Source organism: Dyadobacter linearis (genome assembly GCF_907165045.1).
Taxonomy (GTDB): domain Bacteria; phylum Bacteroidota; class Bacteroidia; order Cytophagales; family Spirosomataceae; genus Dyadobacter; species Dyadobacter linearis.
Genome location: NZ_CAJRAU010000002.1, coordinates 703467 through 719281, shown reverse-complemented (window position 1 = coordinate 719281; position 15815 = coordinate 703467). Strand labels below are relative to the sequence as shown.

The 15815-nt window shown below is 45.0% G+C and carries 11 protein-coding genes; 9 read left to right on the top strand and 2 right to left on the bottom strand.

The window, feature by feature from the left end; translation table 11 throughout:
- Positions 1-10: 10 nt before the first annotated feature.
- The 5 genes from KOD92_RS09030 (at position 11) to trmB (ending at position 5763) form a co-directional block, all read left to right on the top strand.
- A complete protein-coding gene (locus KOD92_RS09030) occupies positions 11-1678 on the top strand; it encodes a TonB-dependent receptor (RefSeq protein ID WP_215233212.1) in 1668 nt (555 codons plus the stop codon).
- A gap of 30 nt (positions 1679-1708) precedes the next feature.
- Positions 1709-2773, top strand: coding sequence for an HU domain-containing protein (locus KOD92_RS09025; RefSeq protein ID WP_215233211.1), 1065 nt, complete (start codon positions 1709-1711; stop codon positions 2771-2773).
- Between the two features lie 86 nt (positions 2774-2859).
- A complete protein-coding gene (locus KOD92_RS09020) occupies positions 2860-3786 on the top strand; it encodes a hypothetical protein (protein ID WP_215233210.1) in 927 nt (308 codons plus the stop codon).
- A 4-nt stretch (positions 3787-3790) separates the two neighbouring features.
- Entirely contained in the window at positions 3791-5092 is a 1302-nt protein-coding gene (locus KOD92_RS09015) for a bifunctional folylpolyglutamate synthase/dihydrofolate synthase (protein ID WP_215233209.1), read from the top strand.
- A gap of 11 nt (positions 5093-5103) precedes the next feature.
- On the top strand, positions 5104-5763 hold the full coding sequence (gene trmB / locus KOD92_RS09010; RefSeq protein WP_215233208.1) for a tRNA (guanosine(46)-N7)-methyltransferase TrmB: 660 nt from the start codon (positions 5104-5106) through the stop codon (positions 5761-5763).
- 55 nt (positions 5764-5818) lie between these two features.
- Here the strand turns inward: trmB and gap are convergent, their stop codons facing one another.
- Positions 5819-6832 carry a type I glyceraldehyde-3-phosphate dehydrogenase gene (gene gap / locus KOD92_RS09005; protein ID WP_215233207.1) on the bottom strand — a complete coding sequence of 338 codons (1014 nt, stop codon included), beginning with the start codon at positions 6830-6832 and terminating at the stop codon, positions 5819-5821.
- A gap of 384 nt (positions 6833-7216) precedes the next feature.
- On the opposite strand from gap, the gene KOD92_RS09000 reads away from it, so the two are divergent.
- Positions 7217-8032, top strand: coding sequence for a 2,3,4,5-tetrahydropyridine-2,6-dicarboxylate N-succinyltransferase (locus KOD92_RS09000; RefSeq protein WP_215233206.1), 816 nt, complete (start codon positions 7217-7219; stop codon positions 8030-8032).
- 156 nt (positions 8033-8188) lie between these two features.
- Positions 8189-8566, top strand: coding sequence for a helix-turn-helix transcriptional regulator (locus tag KOD92_RS08995; protein ID WP_215233205.1), 378 nt, complete (start codon positions 8189-8191; stop codon positions 8564-8566).
- A 16-nt stretch (positions 8567-8582) separates the two neighbouring features.
- Here the strand turns inward: KOD92_RS08995 and KOD92_RS08990 are convergent, their stop codons facing one another.
- A complete protein-coding gene (locus KOD92_RS08990; protein ID WP_229254605.1) occupies positions 8583-10391 on the bottom strand; it encodes a gliding motility-associated C-terminal domain-containing protein in 1809 nt (602 codons plus the stop codon).
- A gap of 493 nt (positions 10392-10884) precedes the next feature.
- Here KOD92_RS08990 and KOD92_RS08985 point away from each other — a divergent pair, with 493 nt between their 5' ends.
- Both KOD92_RS08985 and KOD92_RS08980 read left to right on the top strand, forming a co-directional pair.
- Positions 10885-14118: a SusC/RagA family TonB-linked outer membrane protein gene (locus tag KOD92_RS08985; RefSeq protein ID WP_229254604.1), complete on the top strand. Its 3234-nt coding sequence runs from the start codon at positions 10885-10887 to the stop codon at positions 14116-14118.
- Between the two features lie 11 nt (positions 14119-14129).
- Positions 14130-15638 carry a RagB/SusD family nutrient uptake outer membrane protein gene (locus KOD92_RS08980; protein WP_215233203.1) on the top strand — a complete coding sequence of 503 codons (1509 nt, stop codon included), beginning with the start codon at positions 14130-14132 and terminating at the stop codon, positions 15636-15638.
- The last annotated feature ends 177 nt before the right edge of the window (positions 15639-15815 follow it).

The window sequence follows — 15815 nt, the reverse complement described above, 5'->3', positions numbered from 1 at the left end:
ATTCATACTGATGATTAGAATCCAAGCATCAAAAATTGCCCTGCTTTCTCTTGCCTCTGTATTTGTTGCAAAATATGCATTTGCGCAAAGAGGAGAAATTGAAAGCCAAACTTACGAGATCGTTAAAGAAAAGAGCATTGAGTTTGCTCCGGCTAATCGCGTTTTTGATAAAGTGCAGCCTATTAAGGGCGAGACCGGCAAAACCAAGGTTAACTATGAGATTATTGATCCAAAGATTAATATATCCTCGCCGAAGCTAACACCGTCAGTAGCGGCTTCGACCGATGAGAAAAAGAATGAGGAGAAAGATGTGCTTAATAACTATGTAAAGCTGGGAGGCGGTAATTACGGCCGGTTTCTGGGAGAAGCGTTTGTAGGTGGGCGTCCTTCGGAAGACCTCGCGTTTACTACTCAGTTAAAGCACTTATCTGCTGCAAATGGGCCGGTTGACGGAAAGAACTCGGCAAATGCTGCTACCAATATTAAATTGGGTGGCAAATACATTCGCAGTACCTACAAGGTTGAGGCGAATCTGGAATATGACCGGAAGAATTACTATTTCTACGGATATCAGCCGCAACCTGAGGGCGTTATGGTTGACCGCGACACGATCAGACAGACGGTCAATCAGTTTGGTGTAAATCTTGGCTTCGAAAATACGGATGCATCGGTACTCGTCGATTATTCTGTTAAAACCAGCCTGAACTCGCTGCGTGACCGTTATAGCGCCTCGGAATTGGATTGGGGCACAAAATTAATGGCCTCCGTGCCCATTTCTGAAAGTTTCTATGCTTTGCTTGAAGCCGATGCGTTTCTTTCGCAGCGCATTGATATGTTTACTTACCAACGGAATCTTTTTCGGGTGAAGCCCACATTCAAATATGTAACAGAGGCATTCACGGTTTCGGCCGGACTTAACGTTGTTAATGACACGGATAGTGAATTAAAAATCAATAAAACAAAGGCATTTCCTGCATTGAATGTGGATGTAACTCCCTTGCCTGGCCTGCATATCTTTGCTGGCTGGAATGGTGATATCGTAAGAAATACGTTGAGAAGTATGTTGAGTGAAAATCAGTGGTTGGGACCGAATGCTTTGATCGTAAACTCAGAAAAGACCTCAGAGATTAGCGGTGGTGTGAAGGGAGAAGTTGCCGGCGGATTTAATTACGAGGGTAAAGTAGCTTATACGAGCTACCGCAACTTTTACAATTTCAACAATTCATTGGTGGATACGTCAAGGTTTTCGATCATTTACGATACTGGGAAAACAAAGGTATTAACCATTTCGGCACAGGCTGGCTATAACTTCAACGATGCATTTAAAACTTCTCTGAAAGCGAATTTCTTTGATTACGCAATGGGAAGTGTGGAGGAAGCCTGGCACCGGCCGGACTTAACGATTAACTGGTTCAATGCACTTACGATCAGCAAAAAGCTATTTGTAACTGCCGATTTTTATATGCTGAGGGGATTAAAAGCGAAAAATTTCCAGAGCGGAGTAGTGACGAAATTACCGGTGATCGCTGACCTGAATTTCAAGATAGACTACCTGTTAACCAAGAACTTCTCTGCATTTGTGTCACTGAACAATGTGTTTGGCAAGCAATATCAACGCTATCAGTACTACCCGCAGCAGGGTCTGAACTTTATTGGAGGATTGTCATTTTCTTTTTAACTTCGTCGAGTTAACTTCAAAAAGTGCTTCATGATCGCCGTTGAAAACGTTTTAAGAAAACTCATTACTGAATACGAGTTTGTAATTATTCCGGGATTCGGGGCCCTTATTTCCCATCACATTCCGGCTACTTACGACAAAAGCTCGGGTCTCTTCTCGCCTCCTGCGAAGAAGCTGGCCTTTAATGAATATCTTAAATTGGATGACGGCCTGTTGGCAAATTACATTTCAAGGCAGGAAAAATGGTCACATACAGAAGCGGTCGATTTTGTAAAGCGATTTACTGATCAGTTGCGTTCGACATTGGAAGCAAATGGACAAGCTACAATTCCGGGAGTTGGTGAATTTGAGAAGAATATAGAGGGAAAGCTTGTTTTTGAACCGAAGACAGAGAAGTACTTCAAAGACGAATGGTACGGTTTCGAGAAAATCAAGGTAAAGCACTTTAACAAAGTAGTTGCGGCCAAAGCTATTGCAGATCAATATGCAGTCGAGGAGGAAGTGGAGGTACTTGCAGGTGACGAAGACAATGTGCGTTCGGTGAATTGGGTTCGCTGGGTAGCCGCTGCGGTAGTTACCGGCTTGCTTTGCGGACTGAGCTTTTTTATGGTCAATTCAGATAACCGGGATATTCAAAGTACATTGAATCCGTTTACAGAGCTTTTTGCCAAAACTGAAAAAGTAGAGAAAGCGCCGGTAAAAGAAGCTGAGACTATCGTAGTTGAACCGACTAACGTTGTTCCCGAAGCTGCCGTAAAAATACTAACTCCGACAACCGACTCAGCTGGTACTGCTGCAACTACCGCAGCACCTGAACCAATTGCAGCTGCTCCGATAGTTGCCACGACGTCGAAATTTTATGTTGTTGCAGGCGCATTTAAAGGGCCGAGACAGGCAAAGGTTCTGCTGGAAGATTTAAAGGCGAAAGGATTCGAAGAAGCACTGATCATCCCCGGCGATAAGTACAGCACGAAAGTTAAAGTTGCCACTAGCGTCTATAATACTGAAAAAGAAGCCTATCGCGCTTCGGCCAAACTGAAATCGGTTATCGGCCAGCCTGGCTGGGTTTATAAGTCAAAGAAAAAGAATCTGTAATACCGAGAGGAAGCGAAAGCTTCCTTTTTCGTTGCATACGAAATTTGTTAAATTTACGTTTTCGAGGAAATTATAAATAGCGTAAAATGGTCACATTACAAGCAGAAGATCGCCAAAGAATTGCTGTTTCCTGGGCCTGGTCCTTTGGGATCACGGCGGCTATGCTCGCGATATTCTTTTTTATCCGCCTGAGCAGCTCAATGCCCAAGGTAGAGCCGATGGAGCTTTTTGTGGAGGTCAACTACGGGACCGACAAGGTTGGAAAAGGAGATATTCAAACTTTCAATAAGCCAAATGATAGTAAGGTCGCGCAGAATATGCGTGCCGATGCAGATGAAGTTAAAAAGGTGAAATCGGTATCAACTCCAAAACCAACACCTCCGACGCCACCTAAAATAGAGTCGCCTAAGCCTACAAAAACGGTTGCAGAGAAGCCCGTTATTGCTTCAAAGCAGGAGAGCCCGGTAGAAGCGCCGGAAAAGGCTGACGTTAAAAAATCAACCGGAGCGGAAAGCGCTTCTGCACCTGTTTCGAAGCCAGCTCCTGAGAAGCCCGTTAATAGAGATGCATTGTTTACCAAATCCTCAGGCAGTAAGTCAGGCAGTAATGGAACAAATGGAACGCAAAGCGGAGTAGGCGGGAACAATAATGGGGACGATGCGGAAGGTGTAGGTGACAAAGGTTCTAAAACAGGAAGCCTGTTTGCAAAAACTTATAAAGGAGAAGGAGGCGGTGGCGGCACTGCGGTAGGGTTAAGCCTATCTGGGTGGAGCTGGTCAAGAAGACCAGTTGTAGACGATAATTCGGATGCTACCGGTGATATTACTTTCAAGATTACAGTGGATAAAAACGGTCGCGTCAAGAACATAGTCACGGCGAGCACTACTGTCACGGATTATGCAGTGGTGAACAAATATAAAAGTGCCGTGAGAGAATTGACCTTTATTCCAAAATCGGCGAATGTTCCGGACGAATCTGTTGGAACGCTTACCTTTAAAATCCGGTCTAAATAAGCAAATGACTTACCAGGAGACGCTGGAATATCTGTACAGCAGATTGCCCGTATTTCAGAACATTGGAGCCCGTGCCTTTAAGCCGGGCCTTTTTACTACCCAGGAGCTGTGCAAATCACTTGGAAATCCTGAGAAAGCTTACCCCATTATTCATGTTGGCGGAACAAACGGGAAGGGGAGCACCTCGCATATGCTTGCGGCTATTTTACAACAATCCGGCTACAAGGTCGGGCTTTATACTTCCCCCCATTTAAAGGATTTTAGAGAAAGGATCAGGATAAACGGAGCGCCCATCACCGAAGAATTCGTAGTTGAATTTACCAACGATATAGAATCTAACATTGATAGATTAGATCCTTCTTTCTTTGAAGTAACAGTTGCAATGGCATTTAGCTATTTCAGAGATCATCAGGTTGATATCGCTGTGGTTGAGGTTGGGATGGGCGGACGTCTTGATTCTACTAATGTAATCACGCCAATTTTATCGGTAATCACCAATGTAAGTTTGGATCACACCCAATTTCTGGGTAATACCCTTCCGGAGATAGCGGCAGAGAAAGCGGGTATTATCAAGGAAAAAGTCCCGGTAGTGATCAGCGAATACCAAGAGGAGAATATTGCCAATGTGTTCATCAATAAAGCATCTTCTCTCGAAGCCCCGATTACATTCGGCTCTCAGCAATATCTTACTGAAAGCATTTGGGTGGATGACGGTAAAATGATCGTCAACGCAGAGAGACTGGGTTCCGAAATCACTGAGCGTGAGGACTTACGTTTAGACCTGACCGGTTCGTATCAGTTACGAAATTTGGCAGGGGTCTTGACAGCGCGGGATGTCTTAAAATCAGAGGGTTGGAATATCCCACCGGAGGCAGTTCGTGCTGCACTCAGCCAAGTTGTTCCTCTTACCGGGTTGAAAGGTCGCTGGCAAAAAATAGGCGATCAGCCTTTAGTAGTGTGTGATACTGCTCATAATGTAGGTGGTTTAAGCGAGACGATCGCGCAGTTTACAAGTCTCCCACATAAGAATCTTCGGTTCGTTATCGGATTTGTAAAGGATAAGGATATCAGTGCGATACTGAAGCTTCTTCCGCTCGAAGCGGTTTATTACTTTTGTCAACCTGGCAATTTGAGAGCTCTCGATGCGTCGGAACTAGCCTTTGCGGCATTGGAGCACGGTTTACAAGGAGAGGTGTTTTTAGATGTAAATGTGGCGTTGAAGCAAGCAGTGAATGATTCAGACCCAACAGATATTATTTACGTAGGAGGCAGTACATTCATTGTGGCTGACCTCGACCAATTATAGTGTTTATTTGAATGACAAGGAGAAAATTACATCATTACAATTTCAGTGCGCAGGCAGCGAATGTAATCGAAGCAGGAAAGCCGCTCTACGAGCAAATTAAAGGAAAATGGAACGAGGTCTATTTTCAAAATAGTAACCCGATCGTGGTTGAGCTGGCTTGTGGAAAAGGAGAATATACAGTTGGCCTTGGTCAGAAGTTTCCGGAAAAGAATTTCATCGGAATGGACATCAAAGGCGACCGAATTGCAAGAGGAAGCGCGGTTGCTACTGAATATGGTTTGAATAACGTAGCTTTTCTGAGAGGCGGCATTCAATATTCGCACGAATTCTTTGCTGAAAACGAGCTGGATGAGATCTGGCTTATTCACCCAGATCCGCAAGTTCGTGAAAGGGACGAGAATAAAAGACTGACAAATCCCAACTTTCTGTGTAAGTACGCTGAATTCATCCGGCCAGGCGGGCTGTTCTGTTTAAAAACGGATAGTACTTTCTTGTATGAATACACCCTGGAAACAATCAGTAATACAAGCCGGTACAAGATACTTGAACATACCGACGATCTTTATCAGTCGCCGTTGCTCGACGAGCATTATGGCGTGAAGACGCACTATGAGTCAATATTCACGAAAAAGGGTTACAGTATTAAATACATAAAAACCCAGCTAATATAAAAGCCGCCGGTCTTTCGACCAGCGGCTTTCCATCAATTTCAAGTACTTCAATATATTATTTTCCGATCAGGCTCGCAAAGTAATACACTGTTCTTACCAGCTGTGAAACGTATGACATCTCATTGTCGTACCAGCTTACAGTCCTAACTAGTTGTGTATCACCAACTTTCTGAACTCTTGTTTGCGTTGCGTCAAACAATGAGCCGTAGCTGATACCGATAATATCGCTGCTTACGATCTCATCTTCTGTATATCCGTAACTTTCGTTTGAAGCTGCTTTCATGGCTGCATTAATCTCTTCAACAGAAGTTTCTTTGCCAAGAATTACAGTCAATTCAGTCAATGAACCTGTCAAGGTAGGTACGCGTTGGGCAGAACCGTCCAATTTACCTTTCAAAGAAGGCAACACAAGACCAATCGCTTTTGCGGCACCAGTACTGTTTGGAACGATGTTCTGTGCAGCTGCACGAGCTCTTCTCAAATCGCCTTTTGCGTGAGGAGAATCCTGTGTATTCTGATCGTTGGTGTATGCGTGAATCGTCGTCATCAAACCGTTCACAATACCGAATTTTTCTTCCAAAACCTGCGCCATTGGAGCAAGACAGTTGGTAGTACAAGACGCGCCGCTGATGATTGTTTCAGAGCCATCAAGAATATTATGGTTAACGTTGAAAACGATAGTTTTCAAATCGCCGGTTGCAGGAGCAGAGATAACTACTTTCTTCGCGCCAGCTTTGATGTGAGCGCTTGCTGATTCCTGGCTTGTGAAAAATCCTGTACATTCAAGAACAACATCAACATCATGTGAGCCCCAGGGAATTTGTGATGGGTCACGCTGTGCGTAGATCACAATATTTTCGCCGTTGACGGTTACTGAGTTTTCAGTTGATTTAACTTCGGCGTCGAAACGACCTTGTGCGGTATCATATTTAAGAAGGTGAGCAAGCACCTTTGGGCTCGTTAGATCATTTATGGCAACTATCTCAATACCTTCCATATTGTATATCTGGCGATATACAAGGCGACCGATGCGGCCGAAACCATTGATTGCGACTTTAACTGTAGACATATCTTATTTGATTGGTTAATTCAATGCAAAAATAACAAAAATGAGGGTATTTGCACGAAATAGACGGTAATAATGCGGTTTAAACGGCTCCCAAGAGATATACTACTAATTTTAGTTAAATTCCTGCACGCCAAATTGATTAGTATTTCTATTTTTTTACTAATATTGATAGTACCAATTATTGGCGAATATCTTATTTAATCTATTGTTTGTTTCGTTATCCATGTCTTATATTGCGTCATCGTCTGTTGCTGTGAGGCTTTTCTCGGTTCCGTCCGCGTATTTCTCACACCTGGTTTTGTTTAACGAATTTTATTTTATTAATTCACCTAACAGACTGAAAATAAGTACTTTAAATAATATACATTAATCTATTGCTTTAACATGAGTATTGAGGAAACAATTGAAAACTACTGGAACAACAGAGAGCTTTTGAAAGAAGAGAAGGCAAAAAGCTATATCTCAGATCTTATTGAAGAAGTTGACAAAGGCAGACTTCGGGTAGCTGAGCCGCAGCCTGACGGGACTTGGTTAGTTAACCAAGCGCTAAAAAAAGCGATCATTCTCTATTTCCCAATTCAGCAAATGAAAACTACTGAATTGGGCATTTTCGAGTATCACGACAAGATGAAACTAAAAACGGGGTACGAGCAATTGGGCGTTCGTGTAGTACCTCCGGCTGTGGCGAGATACGGTGCCTATATTTCCAAGGGTGTAATATTAATGCCGTCGTATGTCAACATTGGCGCGTACATAGATGAAGGAACAATGGTCGACACCTGGGCGACTGTGGGAAGCTGTGCGCAGATCGGGAAAAACGTACATTTAAGTGGCGGAGTAGGAATAGGAGGGGTGCTGGAACCAGTACAAGCTGCGCCTGTTATAATTGAAGACGGTGCATTTATAGGTTCAAGATGTATTGTAGTGGAAGGTGCTCACGTGGGTAAGAGAGCTGTGCTCGGAGCTGGCGTGACAATAACCGGCAGTTCTAAGATTATCGATGTTACTGGTTCTGAACCAGTTGAATACAAAGGTTTTGTTCCAGAAGACTCTGTTGTGATTCCAGGAATGCTTCCAAAGGAATTCGCTGCTGGTACTTATCACGTTCCTTGCGCATTAATCATTGGTAAGCGTAAACCAAGTACCGATTTGAAAACGTCGCTAAATGACGCCCTGAGAGACAATCAGGTCGCTATCTAAAAAGCTTATTTAATCTAATCAACTAAATGCGGTGCCCAGGTGCCGCATTTTTTTCGTTCTTTTGGGTAATTTACATTTGTACTTGTTAGACAGAAGCGACAATGTTACATTTGTATATTATATGTTAATTTACGTTTGTGTATTAAATTTACAATTATGAATTTAAGCGATAAAATAAAGCAAATACTGACGGATAAAGCGATTTCGCCCTCGATATTCGCTGATGAGATTGGTGTACAGCGATCGAGTATGTCACATATATTGGCGGGGCGAAATAAGCCTAGTCTGGAAATGGTGCAAAAAATTGTGAAACGTTTTCCGGAATTAGGATTGGACTGGATACTGGACGAAAATGACCTGCCAGAATTGGCAACTACACCAACGCCCACAGCAGCGAGAAAAATAGTCGCAACAAACGCCAGTAAAGAAGTAGCGCAGTCCCGGCCGGCAACAATCATCACACCTGAACAGAAGGTTGCGAAGATCATAGTCTTTTATACCGACGGTACTTTTAAGGAATTCAACGAAGCTTAGGCAGGCATTACAAATGTCACTTGAGAAGCATCACTGTTCCGGTTAGATCTCGATCGACTGTTTTTATCACATAAGGATAGCTACCAGCGGGCAGCGGCGCTTCTTTATAAGTACCATTCCACGGTGTAGTGTAGCCAGAGGAGAGATAGATCAACGTACCCCAGCGATTATAAATCCGTACTTCGACGATCTGATCCTTTGCATTGAATATTTCGAAAGTATCGTTGCGCCCATCGTTATCAGGCGAGAAGGCAGTTGGAATATGCATCTTGTCAATCACGTAAACGTGGGTAGAATCCTGAAAAACGCACCCATTCGCAGTGGTGACCGTCAGGACATACGTAGTATCTAAAAACGGCCCGACAGTCGCATCCTTACCAGTTGGGTCAGACAGTAATCCGTAAGGCGGCGACCATTCAAAGCTATGGTTTCCATTAGGCGGCAATAATATCGGTGCAAGCGTAGTCCGCGAACCTTCCAGGAGCCCCTTTCTTTCCGGCAGCGAAACCAGCAGGTCTTCCTCACTGATCGCAAGTGTATCGATTCCCTGACAGCCCGCATTTTCATTCGTAATGACGATTTTATAAGTGCCCGGTTCTGATATCTCCAAAGCCGGGTCCGTAGCCGCAAGGTTTGCATTGTCTTTCGCCCAGGTGAGTTTCTCTCCGTTCAATATAGATCCGCCATTCGCCAGCAGGATCATCGTTTGTCCAGCACACAATACATCCTGATCCGAAGAAATGATTGCTTCGATCGGTTTCGAAAAGCCGGCTTTTACCATTTGAGAAGTTGTATCCCGGGAGCATTTTTTAGTATAGCTCTTGATAACGGAATACGTTCCTGAATCTTTAACCATGATACTTGCACCGGTAGCGCCGGGAATATTCAAACCATTCAGCTGCCACTGATAAGACCAATCCTGCGAAGCCTCAGTTTTCAGTTGTATCGGACTTTCCGGACAGAATGTAATTTCACCTGCGGGCAGATCGTTGTGCATGATGATAGGCTGGGCAGGCTGGTCGCCATTGCAATCGATCACGAGTAGCTGAAAGTCCCGCCGGACGAAACCAATCAGTTTACCATTCCGAAATTCTTCCACCTGGATCGCAAAAACATACAGCCCAATACTGCCCGCAGTGACGGTTAATATACCGGCATTGGAAATACGCAACGGACTTGGTCCGGGAATCACGTTCGTGAGAGATATTGAATTCGTCCAGGTCACGAGCGGGTAGGGCCTTACTGGCGCGATCGTTCCAAAGGGTTCTTCCGGTGTTGTTGAACCGCGCATCGGGTTCACCAGCGAATAGCGTAATTCGTCTCCATCTGCATCGGTCGCGCTCATATTCATCGAAAATGGGCGGTTCGCACAAATGTATTGACCGTTGGGAACAACAAAAGAAGGGGAAGAATTGGGTAGCGAAAGGGGAGGAAATTCAAGATAAAAAACAGTCCCGTTTTCTCCGGGGCCTATTATGTTATCAATATCCGCATTGCGGCAGCACCTTTCCCATACCATATAATAGCCTCCCGCATCTGAATATTCCGTGGGATCTAGTCTTAGTGTACCTGTGTAGACACCGACTGACACACTAAGCGCCCGGCTCGTAGCACAGGCCCTGTTTTGAAATGCGACGAGTTCCGAGGAACGAAAACCGACCCGCAAGTTGCCCATCAACCGGTTATTGCTTTTCTGATAAATATAAATATCAGCGTTGTCGTCCCTGTTACCGCCATTATTGGGGCTAGGAATAACCAGTCCATTGGTATCCCAAAACTGAATAAGCCGGATCTCGAAGGTATTAGCCACACTCGTCTTATTCATCTGCAACTCGCCTCCGACAATGTGATTGCCGACAGCATGAAATGACAGGTTAATTAACAGTGTTAGAATTAAGAGGTTTCGGAGTAGAGAGCAATTCATAGGCGTCTGATACAGGGCTTTAGACCCGTTAAAGTTAGTCAATCAAAACGGCATCTATGAGTGCCTGTAAACATATTTCGTGGGCAAATTATATTAATTGTTCCTTTCATACACTTTTTGGTTTTTACCGGACAGAACAGGACAGTACCCTTTGCATTTCACTATACTTTTCGAGAATAAGTACAATTCAAATCAAAAATTGTACTTATTTTAGTAAGCGCTAATATGTATCCCTTCTGTATCATGCATTTGTCAAAACTCCTCTGCACCACAGCCGATGCATACAGCGCGTCATTTTTTTTCCATCAAACCCACCAATCTATGCCAGAAAGGACAAAACCACCAATCCCTGTTAGTCATGACCTGTGTTTAACTAAAATCAAATCCTAGACTTATGAATTTACCTCGACTAATGAATTACAAACCCTGCCTCAAAGTACTCCCGAAAGTGGTACTCGCACAGGTGTTTGTAGGTATCTTATTTACTGGCCCGACATTCGCCGGACCTGACCAGCCTGGTCGCATTGCAGCAACCCATGCTACCGTTGACCGTACCGTGAAAGGCCAGGTTAATGACGATAAGGGGCTTGCACTTCCGGGTGTTAGTGTGATTCTTAAAGGTTCCAGCTCGGGTACGGTAACGACGACCGATGGAACGTATTCTCTGGACATTCCGGAATCTGGAAGCAACGTGCTTGTGTTCTCATTTGTGGGTTACCTGAGCAAAGAAGTGACCGTCGGAAATCAATCGACGATCGACATTCAGCTCGCGGTTGATACCAAGGCGCTTGAAGAAGTAGTAGTAGTTGGTTATGGTACACAGCGCAAGCGGGATATTACCTCGGCGCTTTCTGTAATCAATATTGACGACATCGGCGAAGTACCGAAGTCCAACGTAACGCGGATGATCCAGGGACAGGCTGCCGGTGTGATTATCAAGCAAAAAAGCGGTGCCCCTGGTCAGCAGTTTGAAGTGAAGGTGCGCGGTATCAGTTCTTTGGGAGCTGGCAGCGATCCTTTGTATGTTATCGACGGTTTTCCAGTGGGTATTTCAGTAGGTCAAAACCTCAACCCAAATGACATCGAAACGATTTCTGTATTAAAAGATGCAGCATCAACGGCGATCTATGGTGCGCGCGGCTCGAACGGTGTTGTTCTCATCACGACCAAATCCGCAAAAGAAGGTAAGACTTCCCTCAACGTTTCTGTTGATTATGGTGTGCAAAATGTGCCTGAATCTAGAAAAACCAAGGTTTTGAACGGACAGGATTTCGCCCAGTTTAAAAAGGAAGTTTTTGAAGGTCGCTTCTTGCTGGCCAACAAAAGGAACCCGACATTGGAAGAGATACCCATTGACTTCCGTAACCCGGAACAAACAAAGTATTCTACCAACTGGTTTGACCTGATCCTCCATAACAATGCGCCCTACACGGATGTGAACGTAACACTTTCGTCCGGTACAGGCCCGATCAAATCGGTGATCTCGGCGGGTTATTACAAAGAAGCGGGTGCATTGCAGCACACGGATTATGACCGTGCTTCTCTTCGTACTAACCTGATGGGTGATGTAAACAAGTTCATTAAAATGGGTGTGAATATCGCTGGTAGCTATTCAAGATCCAGCCTTGCAAGTACGGACGGACGTAATGCACAGGTTGGGTTAACACTGATCGCCGATCCGCGTTACCCTGCGTACGATGAAAAAGGTGAACTCATTCCGTATTACAATGGTGTAGGTGATGTATTCGGATTCCCTAATCCATTGTATATGCTGAAAAACATCAACCGCGACCGGAATATCGCTGATGTACTGGCTAATGGTTATGTGGAATTGAGTATACTTCCCGGTTTGAAATTCAGATCTTCTTTGAATACCAAGATCAATTATAACAGGTACAAGGAATACATTCCGTCGACAATCGGACTTCCGGTTGCGACAGGTGCGAACGGAGCGCCTCCGCGTATCGCCACAGCTCGTGATGATTCTGAGGAATTGCGCAACTACGCAACTGACCAGTTGCTGACCTACGATCTGAACATTGGAGAAAACCACCATTTTGACGCATTATTAGGTTACACTGCTCAACAGGAAACTGTGAAAGGTCTGTACGGAAGTGGTAACACATTCCCCGACGATTTGACCCCTTACCTGGGTAATGCAACGATCCGTTCTTCCAACTCTATCGAAAGAACGTGGACGATGATCGGTTACATGGCGCGTGCCAACTACTCTTTCAAAGACAAATATTTGCTTTCTGCATCTATCCGTCGGGAAGGTAGCTCACGTTTCAGCGAAGGTCACCAGTTCGGTAACTTCCCTGCGGCTTCTGTGGGTTGGAGGATCTCGGAAGAGAGTTTCATTCCAAAAGCTGCATGGTTGTCAGATCTGAAACTGCGCGCAAGCTGGGGTATGACGGGTAACAACAGTTATGCGGTTAGTGCCAACAATAACTTTGGTGTGGGTCAAAATGCGGGTGACGATGGAAACTACGCGAGCCTTGCATTCCTTGGAATTAACAACTACGTACTGGGTAACTCACTCGCTTCCGGTAAAACGGTTACGCGTTTCGCTAACTCAGAGCTGTCGTGGGAAAAGTCAAACCAGCTGAACATTGGTCTTGACCTTGCTACTTTCAATAACAGCCTTGTGTTTACTTTGGAATACTACAAAAAGATCACCGACGATATGTTGCTCGGTTACAGCATTCCAGCGATCTCAGGATTTACCTCAACCCTGAAAAACCTAGGTAAAGTCCAGAACCAGGGAGTTGAATTTGCAGCTAACTACCGCATTAAACTCGGAAAAGTTAACCTGCGTACCAATGCGAACGTAACTGTGAACAGAAACAAGGTACTTGCGATCAGAGGACAGAACGACTTTATTCTTCAAGGTAGTCAGTACGGCGGTTACAACATTCAGCAGGTTGGACAGCCAATCGGGATGATCTTCGGATATCGTAAACTGGGTATTTTCAATACAGAGGAAGAGATCAAAAAAGCGCCATTGCAGGAAGGTGCAGTACCGGGAGCAATGATATTCGCCGATTTGCACGGAGCTGCCGATGGCGGTCCTGACGGAATCGTTTCTTACGATACAAAGGATATGACCATTATCGGTAACCCGAACCCTAAATTCAACTGGGCGTGGACCGTTGCTGCTGACTACAAGCGTTTCGATGTGAGCGTATTGTTCATGGGCGCTTATGATTTCGATATCTACCGGAACATTGAAGCATCTACCATGAATATGGACGGTGTGTTCAATGTATTGGAAAAAGCGAAAGATCGTTGGAGATCTCCACAAAATCCTGGTTCAAATCCTGGCGCGAAGAATTCACAAGGTGGTACCGACTATTTCAAATGGTCACGTGAAAGCAGCGAGCGTTATGTGTACGATGGAACACATACCTGGATCAAAAACGTAACAATCGGCTACACGATCCCGAAAGTAAAAGGAATTTTGTCTGACGCGCGCATATTCGTCAATGCTGCCAACCTATTCCTGATCACGAAATATCCTGGAAATAACCCTGATGCCGGCGTACGCGGCGGGACTGAGCTCAACAATGACGATGAGTCTTATCCTGTCCCAAGAACATTCTCAGCCGGATTAAAAGTGAACTTCTAAAAACTTTGGAAATGAAAAGCAAAATAATAATAGGAATAATCGCACTTGGGCTCATGCAGTCTTCCTGCAGTGAGGACTTCCTCAACCAGACGGACCCGACCAAAGTAGGCGTAGGTGTGTTCTACAAGAACGAAGCGCAGGTGAAGCAGGCATTGAACGGGGTTTACGGACAGGTTCAGAGCATTACCAACACCGGCTATCTCTTCGGCGAGTTCCAGACTGACAATACCACGATCGACCTTAACCCGTCGGACCGCGGTGGTGCGGGTGGCTGGGAAGCGTTTGAATATGGTACTGTGAACTCGGGTAACGGTGAAATAGCGACGCTGTGGAACAACTACTATGCGACGCTTTATAACCTCAACCTCACGCTGGAAAAAATGGTCGACGCGACCATGGAAGACGGACCGAGAAAGGAAATCGAAGGTCAGCTTAAATTTTTAAGAGGTTACCTGTATTTTAATCTGGTTCAATATTTCGGTGATGTGGTGATCGTTACTTCCACACTTGCTACACCTGATCCGGCATTTGATCTGATCAGAGCGCCTCAGGCGGAAGTTTGGGCGCAGGTTGAAAAAGACCTGAAAGAGGCTGCGGCTTTATTGCCTGCCAAATACACGAATGCTGCCGACAAAGGCCGCGTGACAAAAAGTGCGGCGCTGGGTCTTTTGGGTAAATCATATCTGACATTGAAAAGATATGCAGATGCGGTGACCACTTTGAAAGAAGTAACGACGCTGGGCTATTCGCTGAATGCCAACTATGCGGATAACTTCGATCCGTCGCCGGCTAAAAAGAATGGGCCGGAGTCTCTTTTCGAAATTCAGTACCAGGGTGATAATGACCTTGGCGAATGGAGCAATTTCCAGTATGTATTCGCTCCGAGGGTTTCAAGAGGCGCGGTTACAGGTTATGCGGCCGGTGGTAATGGTGGAAGAAATTCTCCCAGCAACGATATCATTATGGCTTATGAAAAAGGCGATCTGCGTAAAGATATCTCTCTTAAAACGAGCTTTACGCTGGATGGAAAAGAGTATCCGGTACCTTATGTGGCTAAATACAACTACCCGCATACCATTTTGGGACGTACCAATACCAACTGGCCGATCCTGCGCTACGCCGACGTTTTGCTGATGCTTGCAGAAGCGATCAATGAGCAAGCCGGCCCGACTGGCGAAGCTGCCGATTATGTGAACCAGGTTCGTAAACGTGTTGGACTTGCTGCGTTACCTACGTTGGACAAAGCTGCATTCAGAACAGCTGTGTTGAACGAACGCAGGCTTGAACTCGCATTCGAAAACCACCGCTGGTTTGACTTGAAAAGAACAATGACACCCGCACAATGGGCTGCTTTCATGAATGCGCACGGTGCGCGCGAAAGAGCGAAACCGACCATCGACAGAGGAAATGTTCCTTTTAACTCTACGGATTATGTATTCACCGAAAACGAATACGTGCTCCCGATCCCGGCGCCTCAAATTCTGATTAATCCGAAATTGACGCAGAATCCAGGTTATTAATGCATTTGCCGGACTGATCAGGCTGGGTCACCAGTCCGGTTAGTCCGGCATTTTTTCTCTTTTACCTTAATGTCTCTTTTATACACATTCTGATAAACCCTGTAACTATTACAAGCAGCGGTTCGTTACTACACTAATATTATCTTTGCCAATTTTCACTATCTCCGAATTATTATT

Bases quoted from the DNA above. Each gene is read 5' to 3' on its own strand.
- trmB (WP_215233208.1), top strand. From the start codon at position 5,104: ATGACAAGGAGAAAATTACATCATTACAATTTCAGTGCGCAGGCAGCG.
- KOD92_RS08990 (WP_229254605.1), bottom strand. From the start codon at position 10,391: ATGAATAAGACGAGTGTGGCTAATACCTTCGAGATCCGGCTTATTCAG.
- KOD92_RS08985 (WP_229254604.1), top strand. From the start codon at position 10,885: ATGAATTTACCTCGACTAATGAATTACAAACCCTGCCTCAAAGTACTC.
- KOD92_RS09030 (WP_215233212.1), top strand. From the start codon at position 11: ATGATTAGAATCCAAGCATCAAAAATTGCCCTGCTTTCTCTTGCCTCT.
- KOD92_RS08980 (WP_215233203.1), top strand. From the start codon at position 14,130: ATGAAAAGCAAAATAATAATAGGAATAATCGCACTTGGGCTCATGCAG.
- KOD92_RS09025 (WP_215233211.1), top strand. From the start codon at position 1,709: ATGATCGCCGTTGAAAACGTTTTAAGAAAACTCATTACTGAATACGAG.
- gap (WP_215233207.1), bottom strand. From the start codon at position 6,832: ATGTCTACAGTTAAAGTCGCAATCAATGGTTTCGGCCGCATCGGTCGC.
- KOD92_RS09020 (WP_215233210.1), top strand. From the start codon at position 2,860: ATGGTCACATTACAAGCAGAAGATCGCCAAAGAATTGCTGTTTCCTGG.
- KOD92_RS08995 (WP_215233205.1), top strand. From the start codon at position 8,189: ATGAATTTAAGCGATAAAATAAAGCAAATACTGACGGATAAAGCGATT.
- KOD92_RS09000 (WP_215233206.1), top strand. From the start codon at position 7,217: ATGAGTATTGAGGAAACAATTGAAAACTACTGGAACAACAGAGAGCTT.
- KOD92_RS09015 (WP_215233209.1), top strand. From the start codon at position 3,791: ATGACTTACCAGGAGACGCTGGAATATCTGTACAGCAGATTGCCCGTA.